We start from the raw sequence: 14958 nt of genomic DNA on the forward strand, positions 1-14958 counted from the left end.
AAAACACAAAAACCCCCCCCCCCCGGGGCCCCCCCCCCCCCCGCCGCTCCTGTTTTTATCTATGCCCGCAGGCTTGTCCGTCTCACAGCTCCACAAGGTAACGCTCATAGCAATTGACCACCCGGGTACTCCCATACTGCTCCTCCCGCCGGATGCCTCTGTTGTAGGAGAGGTGGGTGTGTCCATGAAGGAACAGGGCTGGGTGGAAGAGGTCCAGCAGGCGGTTGAAGGTCTGAAAGCCGGTATGGGCCAGATCCCGGCAGTCCACCATGCCAAAGCCTGGGGAGTGGGTCAGCAGGATGTCGAACCCCCGGTTCCAGAGCAGCTTCGGGGCCAGCTTCAGAGCCCGCATACACATCTCACGCTCAGTATATTGGTGGGGCCCCCTGCTGTACCGCATGGAGCCGCCCAGCCCCAGGATGCGTACCCCCTGATACTCGTACAGGCGGTCCTCCACACACAAGCAGCCGGCGGGTGGAGTTTCCCGATACTTGCCGTCGTGATTCCCGTGGACATACAGGATGGGGCAGCTGGCGAAGGTGGCCAGGAAGGAGAGATAGCGGGGGTCCAGGTCGCCGCAGGAGAGGATCAGGTCCAGTCCCTCCAGCTTGCCGGGGGTATAGAAGTCCCAGAGTGCCCGGGATTCACAGTCAGAAATAGCTAAGATCTTCATGGCTCGCTCTGCCGCTCCACACCCTGGAGCTTGATGAGCTCCTGAGCTTTTTCTGTAAATTCTTCAAATTGGGGGATGCGGCCCTCCACCGAGGTGAGCAGCCAGTTCATGGACAGAATGCGGTCGGCGGGCATGGGGGCGTCGTCGCCATAGACCACCCGGCCGCTCTGATCCATCAGTACGCCGTAGAAGGGGTCCAGCCGGTCAGCCTTCAGGGCCTCCCGCAGTACACCGGCCAGCCGCCGGGGCCCGGTGGGCAGCCGTCGGGAGCACAGCACGCTGACTACGCCCTGCTCCATCCCCCACCAGTAGTTGACCGCACTGCTGCCCTGGTCCTCCTGCTTCCAGCTGCCTTCCATCACCCGGCGGACCAGGCTCTGGTACAGCCGGCCCCAGTGGGTCTGGATCAGGGCCAGGTTATGCCGGTTGCCCATCTGGGTGCCCGTGCTGGCGGCCAGCCGGTCCAGGTAGTCGATATAGACAATCCCCTGGGCCTGGAGACGTCCCACCGCGCCGCCGTCCCGGAGATGGGCCCAGTCCAGATAGATGCGGGCGTTGGCGTTCACCATTCGGGCTCCCTGGGCGAAGGCATTGATGCTGGCGATGCTGCCGTAGGTAGGGTAGTCGGCTACATAGCCGATGCAGCCGTCCCGGGTCAGAGTGCCGGCAATGGCCCCCTTGATAAACTTGGCCCCGTACAGCCGGGGGTAATAGGTGCGCACCGAGGGGTAGGAGGTGTTCAGGGAGCAGTTCAGGATCTTCACATCCGGGTGGAGAGCGGCCTGCCGGACGCTGGAGAGCAGCAGCTTTGGGGTGGTGGTGAAGATGACGTTGGCGCCCCTGCGCACTGCATCCTCCACGGCCTGGTCTACCTCCCCATCGGTGCGGACGTTCTCGTAGGAGAGGGTGCGCACCTGACCGTCGGTGAAGTTCTCCAGAATGTGCCGGCCATACTCGTGGCTGTACACCCATTTGGAGGCGGCGGCGCTGCTGTCGTGGATGAAGGCGGCGCAGACCCGGCCCGGGGTATAGAAGGAGAAGCGGGGCTTTTTCACGTCATCTTCCAGCAGCAGGGCGGTCCCCGCATTTTCCAGCCGGTTCTGGATCTCCGGCCGGATGCGGGACAGCTCCTCACAGATCTGGGAGGGCATCTTGCCGCAGGACTCCTGATAGCCGAAGATCTTGATGTAGGTCAAAAAGGCCAGGGAGATGCCTGTGTAGTCCCAATCCCCCCGGAGGTAGGCGTCCCGGAACATATAAAAGAAGGCCCGGAAGGAGTAGATGTCTTCCGCACTCCAGGCATCGCTGTCGGAGCGGCCCAGTGCTTCCAGCAGTTCCGGGTACTCGCCGGGCTGGCGGAAGACGATGAAGTTCAAACCCGTCATCTTGTAAAAGTCCAGAAACTCGTAATAGGCGGCCACCTCCGGGTCGTCAGACGGCTTGGGCAGCAGGCGGGTGACAGTGGCCGGGATAGTAATAGCGCCGAAATACTTCAGCACGCTGACCCGCTTGTGGCCCTCCATCACATAGAAGTGGTTGAGGTACTCCACCACCTTGACAGGGTCCCGGATGCCCTCCTCCAGGTGGATGCGGCACAGGGCGCTCCACTTGGCGGCGAACTCGGTGTCCGCCGGGAGGATAGGGTAGAACCCTCGGGAGAAAGCGTCCCCCCGAAGGTGGTTGCAGGTGCCGTCGATCTGCTCCACGGGGATCTCCGCCAGACCCAGGGATTCCCGCCGCACCGCCAGCTTCTCCGGGGCATCCGGCAGGGTGCGGGGGCCCGTCTCCTCCCCCAGGGCCTGGGCGGCTTTGACCTCTTTGAGTCCCTGGCGCATCGCCTTGTGATAGTCCTCTGATGGCATGCCGTGCCTCCTTTTGATCTGGCTGTACCGTACCTTGTCATTGCACGCTTTGGGCCTATTTCAATAACAAGGTATCACAGAAATGGGAAAAATTCAATTCCTTTCCCCAAAAAGAAGGGAGAGGTGATGTGCGGCATGAGGCCCGACACACGCAAGTGGCCCCCGGCGTACCGCAGGGCACGCCGGGGGCGGTGCTGGCCAGCCAAATCAGACGGATAAATCCGGCCTCCGACTATCTTTTGATCTTCAGGCCGATGGTCTGGCTGAAGTGAAAGGCGCCGAAGAACAGTAGATACAGGGGAAGACTACACTGTAGCGCGCCTGCCCCGGCCTGCGGTGACCAGCTGCCAGAGGGGGAGCAGAAAGAGGAAGAATGCCGTCAGCAGGGAGGCGGCGGGGGCCCCGGCGGAGGCCAGGGGGACACCCCCGGCAATGGACCAGGGGATGAGGGGGGCCACCACCACGGCGCTGTTTTCCAGATAGATGGCCAGCTTTTCCCGGCTTTTCTCCAGACCGCCGCACAGCTGGTGGGTGAGCATGATGGACAGAGTCTGGTTGCAGGCGATGGCGCTGGCGAGGACGGAGGTGACCAGCACTGCGGCGTAGGGGGACAGGACCGCACCCCACGCCTCGATGCGTCTCCGGATGGGCTCCAGCAGCCCGGTCCTCTGGAAAATGCCGGAGTAGGAGGAGGAGAGGCAGACGATGGCCCCCACCTGGAGCATGGAGACAATGCCGCCCCCGTCGATCATGGTGGCCAGCTCCGGGCTTTGGGCGGAGAAACCCAGGACGGCGTCCTTCAAAAGGGTCAGGGGGGCGGCGCCCTGATAGGCGAGGCAGAGCACCGCGGCAGCGGCGATGCTGGCCAGCATGGCCGCCTTCACCCGCACCCGCAGGGCGGAGAGCACCAAAATCAGAGCCGCCGGGATGAGGGGGAGGGGACCCAGACGGAACTCCAGGGCGAAGAGGGGGGCGATGTCCGCCGCCTGACCGGCGGCGGGGGAAGACAGGCCGAAGAGCAGATACAGCCCGGCGGCGAGGGCGAAGGGGACCAGGCAGGTCCGCAGCATCTGCCGGATGTTCCCAAACAGGTCGGTCCCGGTGAGGTCGGCCACCAGCAGGGCGCTGGTGGAGACGGGGGAACACCGGTCTCCAAAGTAGACCCCGGACAGGATGGCACCACCGGTCATCAACGGGTCGGCCCCCAGGGCGGCGGCCATGGTCATGCAGACGGCGCCCATGGTGGCCGCCGAGCCGAAAGCAGTGCCAGTGAGGAAGGAGACCAGGCAGTTGAGCAGAAAGGAGCACACCAGGAACAGACGGGGCTCCATTACCCGGACGGAATAGCACACAATGGCCGGGATGGTGCCCCCCGCCCGCCAGAGAGAGGTGAGGATGCCGATGAGGACGAAGGTGGTCAGGATATTTTTAGCGGCCCGGACCCCCTGAGCGGACATACCCAGCACCTCCGGAAGAGAAAAGCCCTTTCGGATGGCGTACAGGGCAAAAATGACATATCCCAGCAGCAGGGCGAACAGGAGGGAGATATGGAAGATGACGCACACCAGCAGCGCCGCTGCGAACAGAGAGAAGACAAGGAGCTCCATGACGCACCTCGGGTTGAAGAATGACAAAAGGAGGGGAGGACCTACTGGTCCCAATGGGAAAATCGTCCATTGAGCGTGGGTACGGCTATTATAAACGAAATGGAGGAAAAGTACAAGGACGGGAACGAAGTCCCCGCCCCGCGGCATGGCGCTGTGTTTTCCGGTACGTGCGATAAAATTCGAAATGGTCCGCAATATGCGGGGGACAGAGATCGTGCTTATCAGGTGAAAGGTACGTTTACAGGCTCAGGGCCGGAAAGAGAGCGGGCTATGGAGGACCGGAAGATCATCGAGCTGTCTGGATGCGTATCGAAGAGGCGGCCTGATGTTTTCATCAGGCTGTAGGAGGAGCCGCTGACGAAGGCTCAGGTAGACAGCGGCGGCGATTGGAGCTTTGCCAGATGTGAGGATATCATGATGACCACAAAGACGGGACCTATCTTTTGTACTATGCCGGCCATGTGCAGTTTATCGCAGAGACGGAAGCGGCTCATACATAAAGAGCTTTGAACCTTATAAAAATCATATTTATGAGGAGAACCCCATTTGTAACTCCGAAGTCGGGTTATCAATGGGGTTCTCCATTTATACAGTTTCCAAATGCCTATTTTTCATATCTGCGCAGAAGATCAAGCAGTTTTGCGGCATGTTCCGCTTCATCTTCCGCAAACTCGGAAAACAGTTTGGCAAGCGCCGAGTTATCCTCCTCGAGTTCATGGGCATAGGCCTGATAGTCCCGTACAAGTTCAGTTGAATTTTGCCAGGCCCTGAGCACATGATCCCGGTTAGTAATGGTAAAACCATTTTTGGTATCCATAGAAATACCTCCTAAGTTTGATATTGTTTTTGTATCTCTGTCATTAGCTGCCGTTTGTTCATCGGTGGCAGACAGGAGTGATTCCGGCACACATAGAACGTGGTTTCTTCGTTCAACAGCTTATATTCTTCCGATGGATGTTCCAAAACCTTGACTATGGCATCAGATGGCAGCACAAATGGAAGGTCGTTCAAGTGCTCTCCGTTCGGGACTGCGGTGATCAAAAGCGGCGGCTCCCAAAAATCTGACAGAGCCATTAAAAACATGGAATATCCGGCAGGATATCGTTCCGCTTCTCCTGACATATAGGCAAGCTGTTTGTTCAGAATGTTCTCAATACCCTGATCCGGCAGCAATGCATTCACACGTACAAGCACATATGCTAGGAGGGAGTTTCCACTGGGAATCGCCCCGTCATAGCACTCTTTCGGGTGAAAAAGCAGCGCTTCGTTCTCTGTGCCGCTGAGATAAAAGCCGCCATGGAGCGAATCGTGATACTGGGCGACAGTTTCCCTGATGAGCTGTACCGCACGGCGAAGAAATGTGCGTTCCAGTGTGGCATCATACAGAGAAAGCAGAGCAAAAATATAGCTTGCATAATCATCCAGAAAACCGCGCGCTCCCAGTTTGCCGCCCCGAATGCTTACATAAAGCGTATCCTGATCGCACAGGCTGTTCTCAAGAAAACCTTGCGCCTTTTTTGCGGCGTCCAGATATCTGGGATCCCGACTGCACCGGTACAGCCGGCAAAGCGCCGCGATCATAAGGGAATTCCATGCCGTCAAAACCTTGTCATCTGTATGCAGGCGGGTGCGACTCCGCCTGTATTCCTGCAATGTGGGCAGAAAAGGGTCAAAACGGGCATCTGTCAAATTTTTTGTGTGGAGAAGATTGGGAATGCTCTTACCCTCAAAGTTCCCCGCTTTTGTAATACTGAACCGTTCACAAAAGGCGGAGCCGTCGGCTTGCCCCAGGAGCTCGATGATCTCCTGCGGAGTGAATACATAGTATTTTCCCTCCTCGCCATCGCTGTCCGCATCCTGGGCGCTGTAAAAGCCGCCGCTGGGAGAGGTCATTTCATTGAGAATATAAGAGGCTGTCTTTTCTGCAACTCCCAGATAAAATGACTGCTCCGTGAGATCATAGGCTTTGCAGTAGGCGAGGATCAGCAGAGCGTTATCATAGAGCATCTTCTCAAAATGCGGAACAAGATAATACCGGTCTGTGGAATATCGGCAAAATCCGTATCCAATATGATCAAACAGTCCGCCTGCATACATCTTTTGCAGGGTTATTTCCGCCATGTTTAAGGCGCGGCTGTTCCCGTGCTTTTCGTATTGCTGCATCAGAAACAGAAGATTGTGGGGGGCTGGAAATTTCGGTGCGCCGCCGAAACCGCCAAATGACGCATCAAAGTTCTGCTGATACCATTGCAGGGCAGTGTCCGGTAAAGTTTTATCTGCTTGTGACGCAGGAGTACGATGCTGATGGAGAGCCTCCGTGATTTTGTTTGCGGAGCGAAGAAGGGCGTCCCGCTCGTTCTTCCATTTCTGCTGAATAATGAGCAGCAGTTCTTTGAGTCCTACGGCCCCGTATCGGGCAGTCTTAGGAAAATAGGTCCCAGCGAAGAATGGTTTCTGCTCTGCGGTCATAAAGATGCTGACAGGCCAGCCGCCCCTCCCGGTGAAAGCCTGACAGACTGCCATATAAATGCTGTCAATGTCGGGGCGCTCTTCTTTATCTACTTTGACCGACACGTAGTACTTGTTTAAGATATCAGCGATTTCAAGATCCTCAAAGCTTTCACGGGCCATTACATGGCACCAGTGGCAGGTGCTGTAGCCAATGCTCAAAAAGATGGGTTTATCCTCTGCTCTTGCTTTGCAAAAAGCTTCCTCGCCCCAGGGGTACCAGTCTACCGGGTTTTCCGCATGCTGGAGAAGGTATGGGCTTGTCTGATATTTCAGATGATTGCTCAAATCCTCACCTCAGTTTTTCAGATCCCCCATTGCGGGGCCACCGCTGCCGATGCTCACTACTTTGTGTTCCGATCTCTTTCCTAAGATTGAAAATTAGGCTGATTCCGAGTTTGCTCCCGTAGTGATCTCATATACTTCTCCCCATGATGATTCTGATGATAGTGTGGTCTAAAAGGAGAAAAGTATGTCTTTTCTTTTACGTCCCATGATTTGGTACAAATTCATAGGCGGCATGGTCGCTTTGAAGGGAAAATATCGCTTTTCCTCTTTCCCACAGCCTTGCCTGCAAATGCACATTACAGCTTTCCCGAATGGTGCTGGACATCTTTCCGCACTGTGGCGCACGAAGAGGGTGGCCCGTATGTGGGGATGTTATATCCAACTCCAGCAGGAGGCTGCCTTGAGACAGACAGATATGTTCCGGGGTAAATGCTTGAACTTTGACGCCTCTGTAGGTTGCCAAACGATACTCCCTGCCTTGGTACACGATCGCGCAGATGCATCCGCGGAAGGAACTTCCGCAAAAGGGGATATGGGCGATCGAGATCATGATAGAACATGCGCTCGGGAAATCGTTGCACTGCATCCACAGGTAGGAGCGGGGAAAAGAGGTTCCGCTGTCCTTCTCTACATAGCCGAGACCACCTTCGAAGCTATGCACATATCCATCCATTCGGACGCTGCCTTGGAGTGTGTGGGCCATGCTGAGAACGCCGTGCCGGCACTCCATGGGGAAAAAACGGAATGGCCCCATGATATCGGAACAGAGCGGCGCAAGCGGTCCGTACACGATCTCACCGCTGATGCCGGGCAGCTCAATATGGCAGCCCTGGCTCGAAAACCAACATCGGTCCGCCTGTATCATACCGTTACAGACGGTCAGATCCGACACCTGAAATTGTCGGGCACCTTCTCGAGAGATCAGTTGGATAAAATCGCCGCTCACTGCCCGGCCGGGAATGAATGCTACCATGTCATCCCCTTTTTGATGCTTAAAATACCAGCCCTCAAAACCTTTTTGTCCCGACATACGCATGTTACAGCCCTCCTTTGAGGAATGGACTAAGTATGCCCATATGAGCGGGATATAAGACGATCTTTATTTGCTTCTCAACGAAACGCAGGTGCATCCTCTTTTCATGTATATACGGTCCCAACGCGTCATAAGCGTACGGCGGCGGCCTATTTTCGAATGGATAATGGGTTTTCAAGGCAGCTCCTACCTCTCATGCATGATATGCACACGGAAGAGAGCTGCCTTTCACTTCTGCCGGCGGTTTTGGATCTGATCAGCGTTTTCCGGAAGCATACTTGCCCATGTGTATGTCCAGCACCCCTCTGGGCGGCTGGATCAGGGCATCCTCATACCGGCACGTCCACTGGATCTGACGGCTCAGCTGGCCGTCCTCTATGCCGTCTATGGTTTCCCCGTCCTGAATGGAGTTGTCATGCTCCAGAATGTAGGAAGCCGCATTGTAGGCGTGGTTCACTACCCAGTTGGGGTCCATTCCGTGGAAGTGGTACTGGAGGTCCGGCAGGAACAGGGTGCTCATGCCCACTGTGTCGATGAGCATATCCTCGGTGCCTTGGATATTGAAGAAACGGACATTGACCCCAAAGCGAATGAAACGGTCCGGCCCCTCGATCTGGTGAGAACGCACATCCTCCGCCAGAAACAGTTTGCCGCAGTTCTGGAAATAGAACGCCTCACAGGTGGGATACAGCTCCGCCAGAGCCGCCAGAAAGTCGGCATCCAGGTTGGCCCGCTCCAGAGCCGAAAGCGCCGCCGCCAGCATATCGGTGGCTACCACCTGATACCGGCATTCCCGGAAGATCCGCTCCCGGTCCTCCTGGCAGTCCCACATCTGGCTCATCAGGAAGGCGTCAAAGCCTTTGCCCTTGAACTTGTCGCATTTCATCACCATCAGCTGCACCGGGCATTTGCCATCCTGAAATTCCGCGATATGACCCAAGGCGGCAAAGCCGGCCATCTTTTTATCACGGCAGAAACACTCTACGGCACCGATGTGCTTTTCCATCACAGCGGTCATCTCATCCTTGTCCGGCATATCCACCGGCTCTTTGAACAGCATCTGAATGAGATAGGAGCCGCCGGGCTGGGGGCCTTTTTTGTCATCCAGGTTCTGCTGGAACACTTGATTGCTCATTCGATTTCCTCCTTATAGCAGTAGATCATGCGGCAATGGACAATCACTGCTTTGTGTGTGGAGTTACTCCAAAAACTAAAAAAAGAGCCACGCAAAACAGAATCAGTCCAATAAAATTACGCTCTATCAGCAGTTTTATGGCCATGAGAAGCAGAAAACCGCAAATCAGAATAATTATACCGTTCATTTCCTTCATTTTCGTTCTTTCGGTCTGTTAGCGAACAGCTTCCACCGGAACTCCAGTTCTTTCTGGACAAACTCTTTCGGCAGGCCCCGGGGGTTGGCGATGAGATACCATACCCGAAAGGTGCGCTTCTCCGGGTCTGTCTCCTGCCGGTAGAGCTGATAGCCCGCCTCATCCTCCTGCGTCCACTGTCCTGTCTGCCGCTTGGCCTGCACAAAGGGTTCCACCACCCGATCCAGTTCCTCCCTGGTGCGGCTTGAGGCCCAGGCGTGATCCACATCATTGGTATGGGAGAGGTGGAACAACATCGAACCCATCCAGTTCTTTGCCTTGTGTTCTGGCGTTCCGCGCAATTCCGCCTGACGGCGGTACTCCGCCAGCTGTTCCGCCGTTCCGTACCGTTCCACCATCTGCTCCCGCACATAGATGCACCAGCTGTAGTCCTCCGGCTGGGTAAAGGGGGTGCAGACCGGCTGGAGCGCCTCTGCCGGGTCCGCCTCAAAGCGGTCGATAAAGTCGAGGTAGTGGGCTTTGATCAGGGGCAGGAAGGTGTCCAGCAGCCCGGTGTTCAGCAGCAGATCTTCTGTGAGCATCCGAAAGAACGAACCGCCTGTTGTCGATTCTATTCTGAAAGAGTAGAGGTAGTCATCTCCCTGCTTAATGATACAGCTGAAACCTACCTCCATATTTCCATGGCCGATTTCGTAGTCTATGTAGTTGTAGCGGCTCCGCTCAAACCAGATCTGATAGGTCAGCCCGTTTTTCATTTTCTTTTTGAAGTCGCCCTTTTTCAGACGCTTCCAGCCCTTTTCACTGAGGTTCAGCCCGTTCCACAGGTAGTCCAGGGCCTCCGCAAAGATGTCCGCCGGGTGTTTTTGTTCCACCATATCCCCCTCCCAACTGCTTATGTCTGTGCCTCACTGTTCCTGATTGCATCTGCTAATTGACCGCTAACCGAGTCTATGTAGAGATACACTCCGTCCCGGTCGCAGTGGTACAGGTTGGAATAGCTGGTACTCCCATTGGGGTGGATGGGATTGGGCTCCACCACCTCAGTGGCTTCCAGCAGGCCGACTCCTAATTTTATCGCGGCAGTGAGGGCCTTTTTCAGCACAGCAAGCTGTCCGTTGCTCCAAAGTCCCTCCAGATCCTCCAGCACCTTTGGGTCCTGCTCCAGATCCCGGAGAAGCTGTACCACCTGCTTCGGAGACAGGTACACACCGGCACAGTAGTTTTCAACAATCTGATTTTTTGCCGGATTGGGAAAGGCTGCTGGCGCCACCTGTGCCCACGGGGTGAAATACCGGGCATATTCCGGCTTCTCCTCCACCAGAAAGGAAAATGCGCTCCCCCGGGTGTAATAGTAATCCCGGAAAAAGCCCTGGATCACCGCAATGTAAAAGCCATGGCTCTTATCAAACAGCTCGTCTGGTGCTGTCCCTGCCCCGACCCGCAGGGTATCCAGATATTTTTCCGCATAGAAATCCTCTATCCCATGCTGTGCGGCAAGGGCCAGCACCTTTTCCTCCTGCCCCTGCTGGACCCAGGTAAGTGGGGTAAAATACCATTTCTGCATTTCTTCCGGCGAAATCGGGTGAAAACTCACATCGTATCCCATACACTTCCTCCTTAGTAATCCAGTAAAATGGGAACCTGCTGTTCCTCGGCAAACCGCATAGCCCGCCAGAACATGGAGAAGGCAAACTTGGCAAGAGATTCCGTATCATACTGGGTGTGCTCCGGGATGTCCGCCTTGCTGTACTGTCCATTCGGGCCCACGGTCCCGTCTACCGGGTATCCCTCCGTGTCTGACCAATCAAGGATGGTGTCCTCATCGGCCTGCCACGCCAGCTGGTTCAGTTTCTCCAGCTCCTTCCGCAGTCCGCCCAAAGTGGCAATCAAAGCCGGATCGTCGGTGGGCAGGGGAGCCTTGAATAGGAGGGGGGCTTCCAGCGGGAGCCACCAAGTGGTCCCCCGGAACAGGGACCACACCCGCTCCTCATCTGATGCAAGGCGGGCGACCAGAGGATGCTCCCCAAAGTTCCAGTCCTTCTCCACGGTGGGGGGCACCGGCTCATCGTACGTATGGCAGGCGGCCACCAGCAGCATAGCGCCGAAGGCGTCCCAATCGGGCTTGTCGGTGTAGTAGGGTTTCTCATTATCTTCAGGCCAGGGGGTGCAGGGGAGCTGGCCCGGCTGAGAAATGGCGCTCAAGATCTGATCCCGCCAGTTCTCCACCGCCGCCTGGATTTCAGCTGGGGACATTTCTTCCTCGTTATCAGCAGCTTCTCCATCCGGCGTGATCCGGTTAAAGGTGTATCCGTTTTCCTCCGCCCACTGCTGAACAACGGTTTTCCAGTTGTGGGAGTAGTACCGGGTCAGCGTCCCGGCGTAAATGTCAAGTCCCATAAGTTTTTCTCCTTTTCTGCTTGGTCAAAGTCGTTCCAGGGTACAGTCGTGCCCGGAATGGTCCGTATCCAAAATGATTTCTGTAATGGTGTCCATAGTCTCTTTTCCGAGATCGCGGACGCTTTTTTCATAGGCCAGCCACTTGATGCGGATGGGCTGGCCATACTCATGCCGCCCAAAACCGCCCCGGAGAATATCGTTGAAGGCGTTCAGGTTCCGACCGATCTTCCAATCCAAGCCGCAGGTAAACACCTGCTCCACCTCGTCATAAAAACCGGCCATGTTAGAAAAGCGGCGGCCGTCAATGGTGAACATCTCTCTCATGTCCATATAAACGGCTCCTTTAAGTCATATTTCTCCATAATCTTATTTTCCAAGGCTTCATAGGCATCCATATCCTCTGGCTGCGCTGGAATACCCTTTTGCCAATAACCGTTCCCATAGTAGAAAAACATAGCCCAGTAATAAGGCAGGTCATGGCTGAATATCGCCACTCCCATGGCATCGGCCACTGGCGCTGCCAGCGGTGAGCGTTCCACTATCCGGGAGGCTTCCTCATAGGAGATCCCCACCAACTCCACCAGCAGGTGCTTCACCAGTTCACAGAAGCTGTGCTGGTTGAATATGACCTGACCATCCTCATCTTTGAACACGATGCCATCTCTCACCATAATATTCTGCTCCGTTTCTTACTCCTCATCCCCGGCCTTGAAGTTGTAGATGGGGCGGATGATCTTCCTCACCTCCGCCGTGGGGCCGATGTTGTCCAGAATATCCTGCATCCCCTTGTAGGCCATGGGGCACTCATCCAGGGTGGCCTTGCTCACCGAGGTGGTGTAGACCTCTGCCATCTGCTTTTTGAATTCAGACACCGTGAAGGATTGCTTGGCATCCGCCCGGCTCATGAGCCGCCCGGCGCCGTGGGGGGCGGAGCAGTTCCAATCCTCGTTACCCTTGCCCACGCAGAGCAGGCTCCCGTCCCGCATATTGATGGGGATGAGCAGCTGCTCGCCCTCTTTGGCGGACACAGCCCCTTTCCGCAGGATCATGGCGTCGGTGTCGATGTAGTTATGGATAGTGGTAAACTGCTCCTCCACATGGAGCTTCATGCCTTTGACGATCTCATCCATCATGGCCTGCCGGTTGAGCATGGCGAAGTGCTGGACGATCTTCATGTCGTGGATATACTGCTCAAACAGTTCCCCGGACACATAGGCCAGGGCCTTGGGGATACTGGTCTGCTTGAGGTTTTTCAGCTTCTTCAGCTCTTTCTGAATCTCCTTCTCCCGGCCCTCCGCTTTCATTCGGGCAATCAGCGCCTCGATGGAGGCATCGTCAGTGCGGTTGAGCACCTTATAGCCCGCCTCCTGGTAATAGCTGGCCACCTCTACACCCAAGCGACGGCTGCCGGAGTGGACCACGATGTAGAGATTTCCCTCGTCGTCCTTGTCCACCTCAATGAAGTGGTTCCCGCCGCCCAGGGTGCCAATGCTCTTTTCCGCCCGCAACAAATCTACATGGCGGGCACAGCACAGCTCACTCAGGTCGATCTGGCTGAGATAGCGGTGGGCCTTATCCCGGATGGAGAAGCCGGAGGGGATTTTCTCATAGATCAGCTTGTCCAGCTTCTGAAGCTCCAGCCGTCCCTCCCGGATGCGGGTGGTCTCCATGCCGCAGCCGATGTCCACGCCCACCAGATTGGGCACCACCTTGTCGGTGATGGTCATGGTGGTGCCGATGGTACAGCCCGCCCCGGCGTGGATGTCGGGCATGAGCCGGATGCGGCTGCCTGCCGTAAATTCCTGATTGCACAGCTCCTGAACCTGTGCGATGGAGGCACTGTCCACCACATCGGTGAAGATCTTGGCCTCATTGTATTTTCCTTTCATTTCGATCATAATTTCCTCGCAATATTCTATGGGGCGTGGCCCCGTCAAGTCATCTCATACAGCAGGGCAGCGTCGCCCTGCACCAGCTCCAGGTGGGAGCGCAGCGTTTCCAGTCCGCTTTGCACCGCCTCGGTGGGCAGATCCCAGTCTGGGGCAATTTCAGCGGCCAGCTCCGGAAGGTTCTGCTCCCGCAGAGCTGCCAGCAGTTTAGACGCCGGTTCTCCCTCCAGCAGAGCGCAGTCCAGGGGATCCTCCGTCTGGGGAGCAGGAAAACGAACATCCAGATCCAGCTCGCTCTCACACCAGTCCCAGATGGCCATATAGACCGCGCCGGAGCAGTCGCCGTTGGACAGTTCCTGCCGCCGGTTATTTTTTATCAGATAAAAGGATGCGATCTGTGACATGGCAGCTCCTCCTGAATATTATTCTTTTTCCATCAGCCCTTCGGCCTGCATCCGGATCACATAGAAGGCCCGCACCCAGTCCAGTTCCTGCTCCATAGATTCCTCCAAAGCCAACAGGCGGCGCTTTCCCAGCCTGCGGTCCAGAAGGGCAAAGATACGGACAAGGGGATTCTCGCTGACGAGGCTTTTCTCGATGCTCTGGTTGTCAAAGATCCCAAACGCCTCATAGAACACCTTTTGGTCAAAGGTACCCTGTTCCAGCGCATAGGCATGAGCCCGGTCGATGGCCTCTTTTGTGGAGTAGTGATCTTTCAGGGTTGTGGACCGCAGATGATGAAATTTCGTCCACACATTCTCAAAATAGGTGTAGTAGTTGCTCCGCAGCACTTCTACACCGTCCATGCGAATGGCTGCCCGGCCCTCATGGTCAGCACTTTTGCTGTAACTGGCGGCAAAATACTGGATGTGGTCCCGGAGCGCCGGGCACAGGTAATCATTCTCTAATTTGTTGCGGATTCCGCTCCAAGTTGACATGATAGCCGCCTCCTTTCTGATGCCGCTGTGGGTAAGGTTGATTCCTAATAAATTGAAATTTGAAGATTACATATAATCCTCGATATATGATCGTTCTATAAATTCTTTTACTGCAAATATATCTGCAAACTCCTCATACCGGGGAAATCCGTCCACATTATGTGCTGAGTAAGTCAAATGGAACAGATAGTAAATGTCTCTTCCTATTCCGTTTCTGACAACATATAACACATCATCATTGGATTCACACTTCGCAACCGCCTGGATTTTTTTGCCGTATAAGAAGTGGTCTTGTCCTATTTCTTTGTTTAGTTCAGCAACAAATGCCCCGTCCGCCTGTGTGAAGGGGATCATATACCAGTTAAAATCTTTACCATATTTATCGTACAGATCACAGAACATTTCTTCTAATGTCATTTTTCCTTCACTCAT

The 14958-nt window shown here is 55.6% G+C and carries 16 protein-coding genes; all 16 read right to left on the minus strand.

The genetic code is table 11. The features are described 5' to 3' along the window. Nucleotides 1-82: 82 nt before the first annotated feature. The 16 genes from NE584_RS05835 to NE584_RS05910 all read right to left on the minus strand — a co-directional run bounded on the left by NE584_RS05835 (nucleotide 83) and on the right by NE584_RS05910 (nucleotide 14958). A complete protein-coding gene (locus NE584_RS05835) occupies nucleotides 83-673 on the minus strand; it encodes a metallophosphoesterase family protein (protein ID WP_050623960.1) in 591 nt (196 codons plus the stop codon). Then, on the minus strand, nucleotides 670-2535 hold the full coding sequence (locus NE584_RS05840) for a BMP family ABC transporter substrate-binding protein (RefSeq protein ID WP_050623961.1): 1866 nt from the start codon (nucleotides 2533-2535) through the stop codon (nucleotides 670-672). Before NE584_RS05840 ends, NE584_RS05835 begins: the two co-directional genes overlap by 4 nt. A 305-nt stretch (nucleotides 2536-2840) precedes the next feature. Next, nucleotides 2841-4142: a Na+/H+ antiporter NhaC family protein gene (locus NE584_RS05845; RefSeq protein ID WP_256182131.1), complete on the minus strand. Its 1302-nt coding sequence runs from the start codon at nucleotides 4140-4142 to the stop codon at nucleotides 2841-2843. Nucleotides 4143-4746: 604 nt separating this feature from the next. Continuing rightward, the gene (locus NE584_RS05850; protein ID WP_108980920.1) at nucleotides 4747-4959 is read right to left on the minus strand and encodes a ferritin family protein; all 213 of its coding nucleotides are present in this window, start codon (nucleotides 4957-4959) and stop codon (nucleotides 4747-4749) included. Between the two features lie 11 nt (nucleotides 4960-4970). Beyond that, nucleotides 4971-6938, minus strand: a complete 1968-nt coding sequence (locus NE584_RS05855) for a thioredoxin domain-containing protein (RefSeq protein ID WP_256182132.1) — start codon at nucleotides 6936-6938, stop codon at nucleotides 4971-4973. A gap of 196 nt (nucleotides 6939-7134) precedes the next feature. Next, complete coding sequence (locus NE584_RS05860) at nucleotides 7135-7974, minus strand: tocopherol cyclase family protein (protein ID WP_108980922.1); 840 nt, start codon at nucleotides 7972-7974, stop codon at nucleotides 7135-7137. A 253-nt stretch (nucleotides 7975-8227) separates the two neighbouring features. Next, entirely contained in the window at nucleotides 8228-9106 is an 879-nt protein-coding gene (locus tag NE584_RS05865) for a DUF4261 domain-containing protein (RefSeq protein WP_256182134.1), read from the minus strand. 192 nt (nucleotides 9107-9298) lie between these two features. Beyond that, nucleotides 9299-10174, minus strand: a complete 876-nt coding sequence (locus tag NE584_RS05870; protein WP_256182268.1) for a spondin — start codon at nucleotides 10172-10174, stop codon at nucleotides 9299-9301. Between the two features lie 20 nt (nucleotides 10175-10194). Further along, the gene (locus NE584_RS05875) at nucleotides 10195-10908 is read right to left on the minus strand and encodes a hypothetical protein (RefSeq protein ID WP_256182135.1); all 714 of its coding nucleotides are present in this window, start codon (nucleotides 10906-10908) and stop codon (nucleotides 10195-10197) included. A gap of 11 nt (nucleotides 10909-10919) precedes the next feature. Continuing rightward, complete coding sequence (locus NE584_RS05880; protein WP_256182137.1) at nucleotides 10920-11699, minus strand: hypothetical protein; 780 nt, start codon at nucleotides 11697-11699, stop codon at nucleotides 10920-10922. Between the two features lie 24 nt (nucleotides 11700-11723). Further along, nucleotides 11724-12029 carry a barstar family protein gene (locus NE584_RS05885; protein WP_256182139.1) on the minus strand — a complete coding sequence of 102 codons (306 nt, stop codon included), beginning with the start codon at nucleotides 12027-12029 and terminating at the stop codon, nucleotides 11724-11726. After that, entirely contained in the window at nucleotides 12020-12370 is a 351-nt protein-coding gene (locus NE584_RS05890; RefSeq protein ID WP_256182141.1) for a hypothetical protein, read from the minus strand. The genes NE584_RS05885 and NE584_RS05890 overlap by 10 nt, the downstream gene beginning before the upstream one ends. Before the next feature lie 18 nt (nucleotides 12371-12388). Further along, on the minus strand, nucleotides 12389-13597 hold the full coding sequence (locus NE584_RS05895; RefSeq protein ID WP_256182143.1) for an RtcB family protein: 1209 nt from the start codon (nucleotides 13595-13597) through the stop codon (nucleotides 12389-12391). A 35-nt stretch (nucleotides 13598-13632) separates the two neighbouring features. After that, complete coding sequence (locus NE584_RS05900) at nucleotides 13633-13992, minus strand: hypothetical protein (protein ID WP_256182145.1); 360 nt, start codon at nucleotides 13990-13992, stop codon at nucleotides 13633-13635. An 18-nt stretch (nucleotides 13993-14010) separates the two neighbouring features. After that, nucleotides 14011-14526, minus strand: a complete 516-nt coding sequence (locus NE584_RS05905; protein WP_256182147.1) for a hypothetical protein — start codon at nucleotides 14524-14526, stop codon at nucleotides 14011-14013. Nucleotides 14527-14592: 66 nt separating this feature from the next. Continuing rightward, nucleotides 14593-14958, minus strand: coding sequence for a hypothetical protein (locus tag NE584_RS05910; RefSeq protein ID WP_256182148.1), 366 nt, complete (start codon nucleotides 14956-14958; stop codon nucleotides 14593-14595).

The sequence above is a fragment of the Clostridium sp. DFI.5.61 genome (genome assembly GCF_024462915.1).
GTDB lineage: Bacteria > Bacillota > Clostridia > Oscillospirales > Oscillospiraceae > Lawsonibacter > Lawsonibacter asaccharolyticus.

Coding starts and splice junctions, on each gene's coding strand:
- NE584_RS05890 (WP_256182141.1), bottom strand. CDS start 12,370: ATGGTGAGAGATGGCATCGTGTTCAAAGATGAGGATGGTCAGGTCATA.
- NE584_RS05885 (WP_256182139.1), bottom strand. CDS start 12,029: ATGGACATGAGAGAGATGTTCACCATTGACGGCCGCCGCTTTTCTAAC.
- NE584_RS05910 (WP_256182148.1), bottom strand. CDS start 14,958: ATGAGTGAAGGAAAAATGACATTAGAAGAAATGTTCTGTGATCTGTAC.
- NE584_RS05895 (WP_256182143.1), bottom strand. CDS start 13,597: ATGATCGAAATGAAAGGAAAATACAATGAGGCCAAGATCTTCACCGAT.
- NE584_RS05875 (WP_256182135.1), bottom strand. CDS start 10,908: ATGGGATACGATGTGAGTTTTCACCCGATTTCGCCGGAAGAAATGCAG.
- NE584_RS05860 (WP_108980922.1), bottom strand. CDS start 7,974: ATGCGTATGTCGGGACAAAAAGGTTTTGAGGGCTGGTATTTTAAGCAT.
- NE584_RS05880 (WP_256182137.1), bottom strand. CDS start 11,699: ATGGGACTTGACATTTACGCCGGGACGCTGACCCGGTACTACTCCCAC.
- NE584_RS05865 (WP_256182134.1), bottom strand. CDS start 9,106: ATGAGCAATCAAGTGTTCCAGCAGAACCTGGATGACAAAAAAGGCCCC.
- NE584_RS05835 (WP_050623960.1), bottom strand. CDS start 673: ATGAAGATCTTAGCTATTTCTGACTGTGAATCCCGGGCACTCTGGGAC.
- NE584_RS05900 (WP_256182145.1), bottom strand. CDS start 13,992: ATGTCACAGATCGCATCCTTTTATCTGATAAAAAATAACCGGCGGCAG.
- NE584_RS05905 (WP_256182147.1), bottom strand. CDS start 14,526: ATGTCAACTTGGAGCGGAATCCGCAACAAATTAGAGAATGATTACCTG.
- NE584_RS05850 (WP_108980920.1), bottom strand. CDS start 4,959: ATGGATACCAAAAATGGTTTTACCATTACTAACCGGGATCATGTGCTC.
- NE584_RS05840 (WP_050623961.1), bottom strand. CDS start 2,535: ATGCCATCAGAGGACTATCACAAGGCGATGCGCCAGGGACTCAAAGAG.
- NE584_RS05845 (WP_256182131.1), bottom strand. CDS start 4,142: ATGGAGCTCCTTGTCTTCTCTCTGTTCGCAGCGGCGCTGCTGGTGTGC.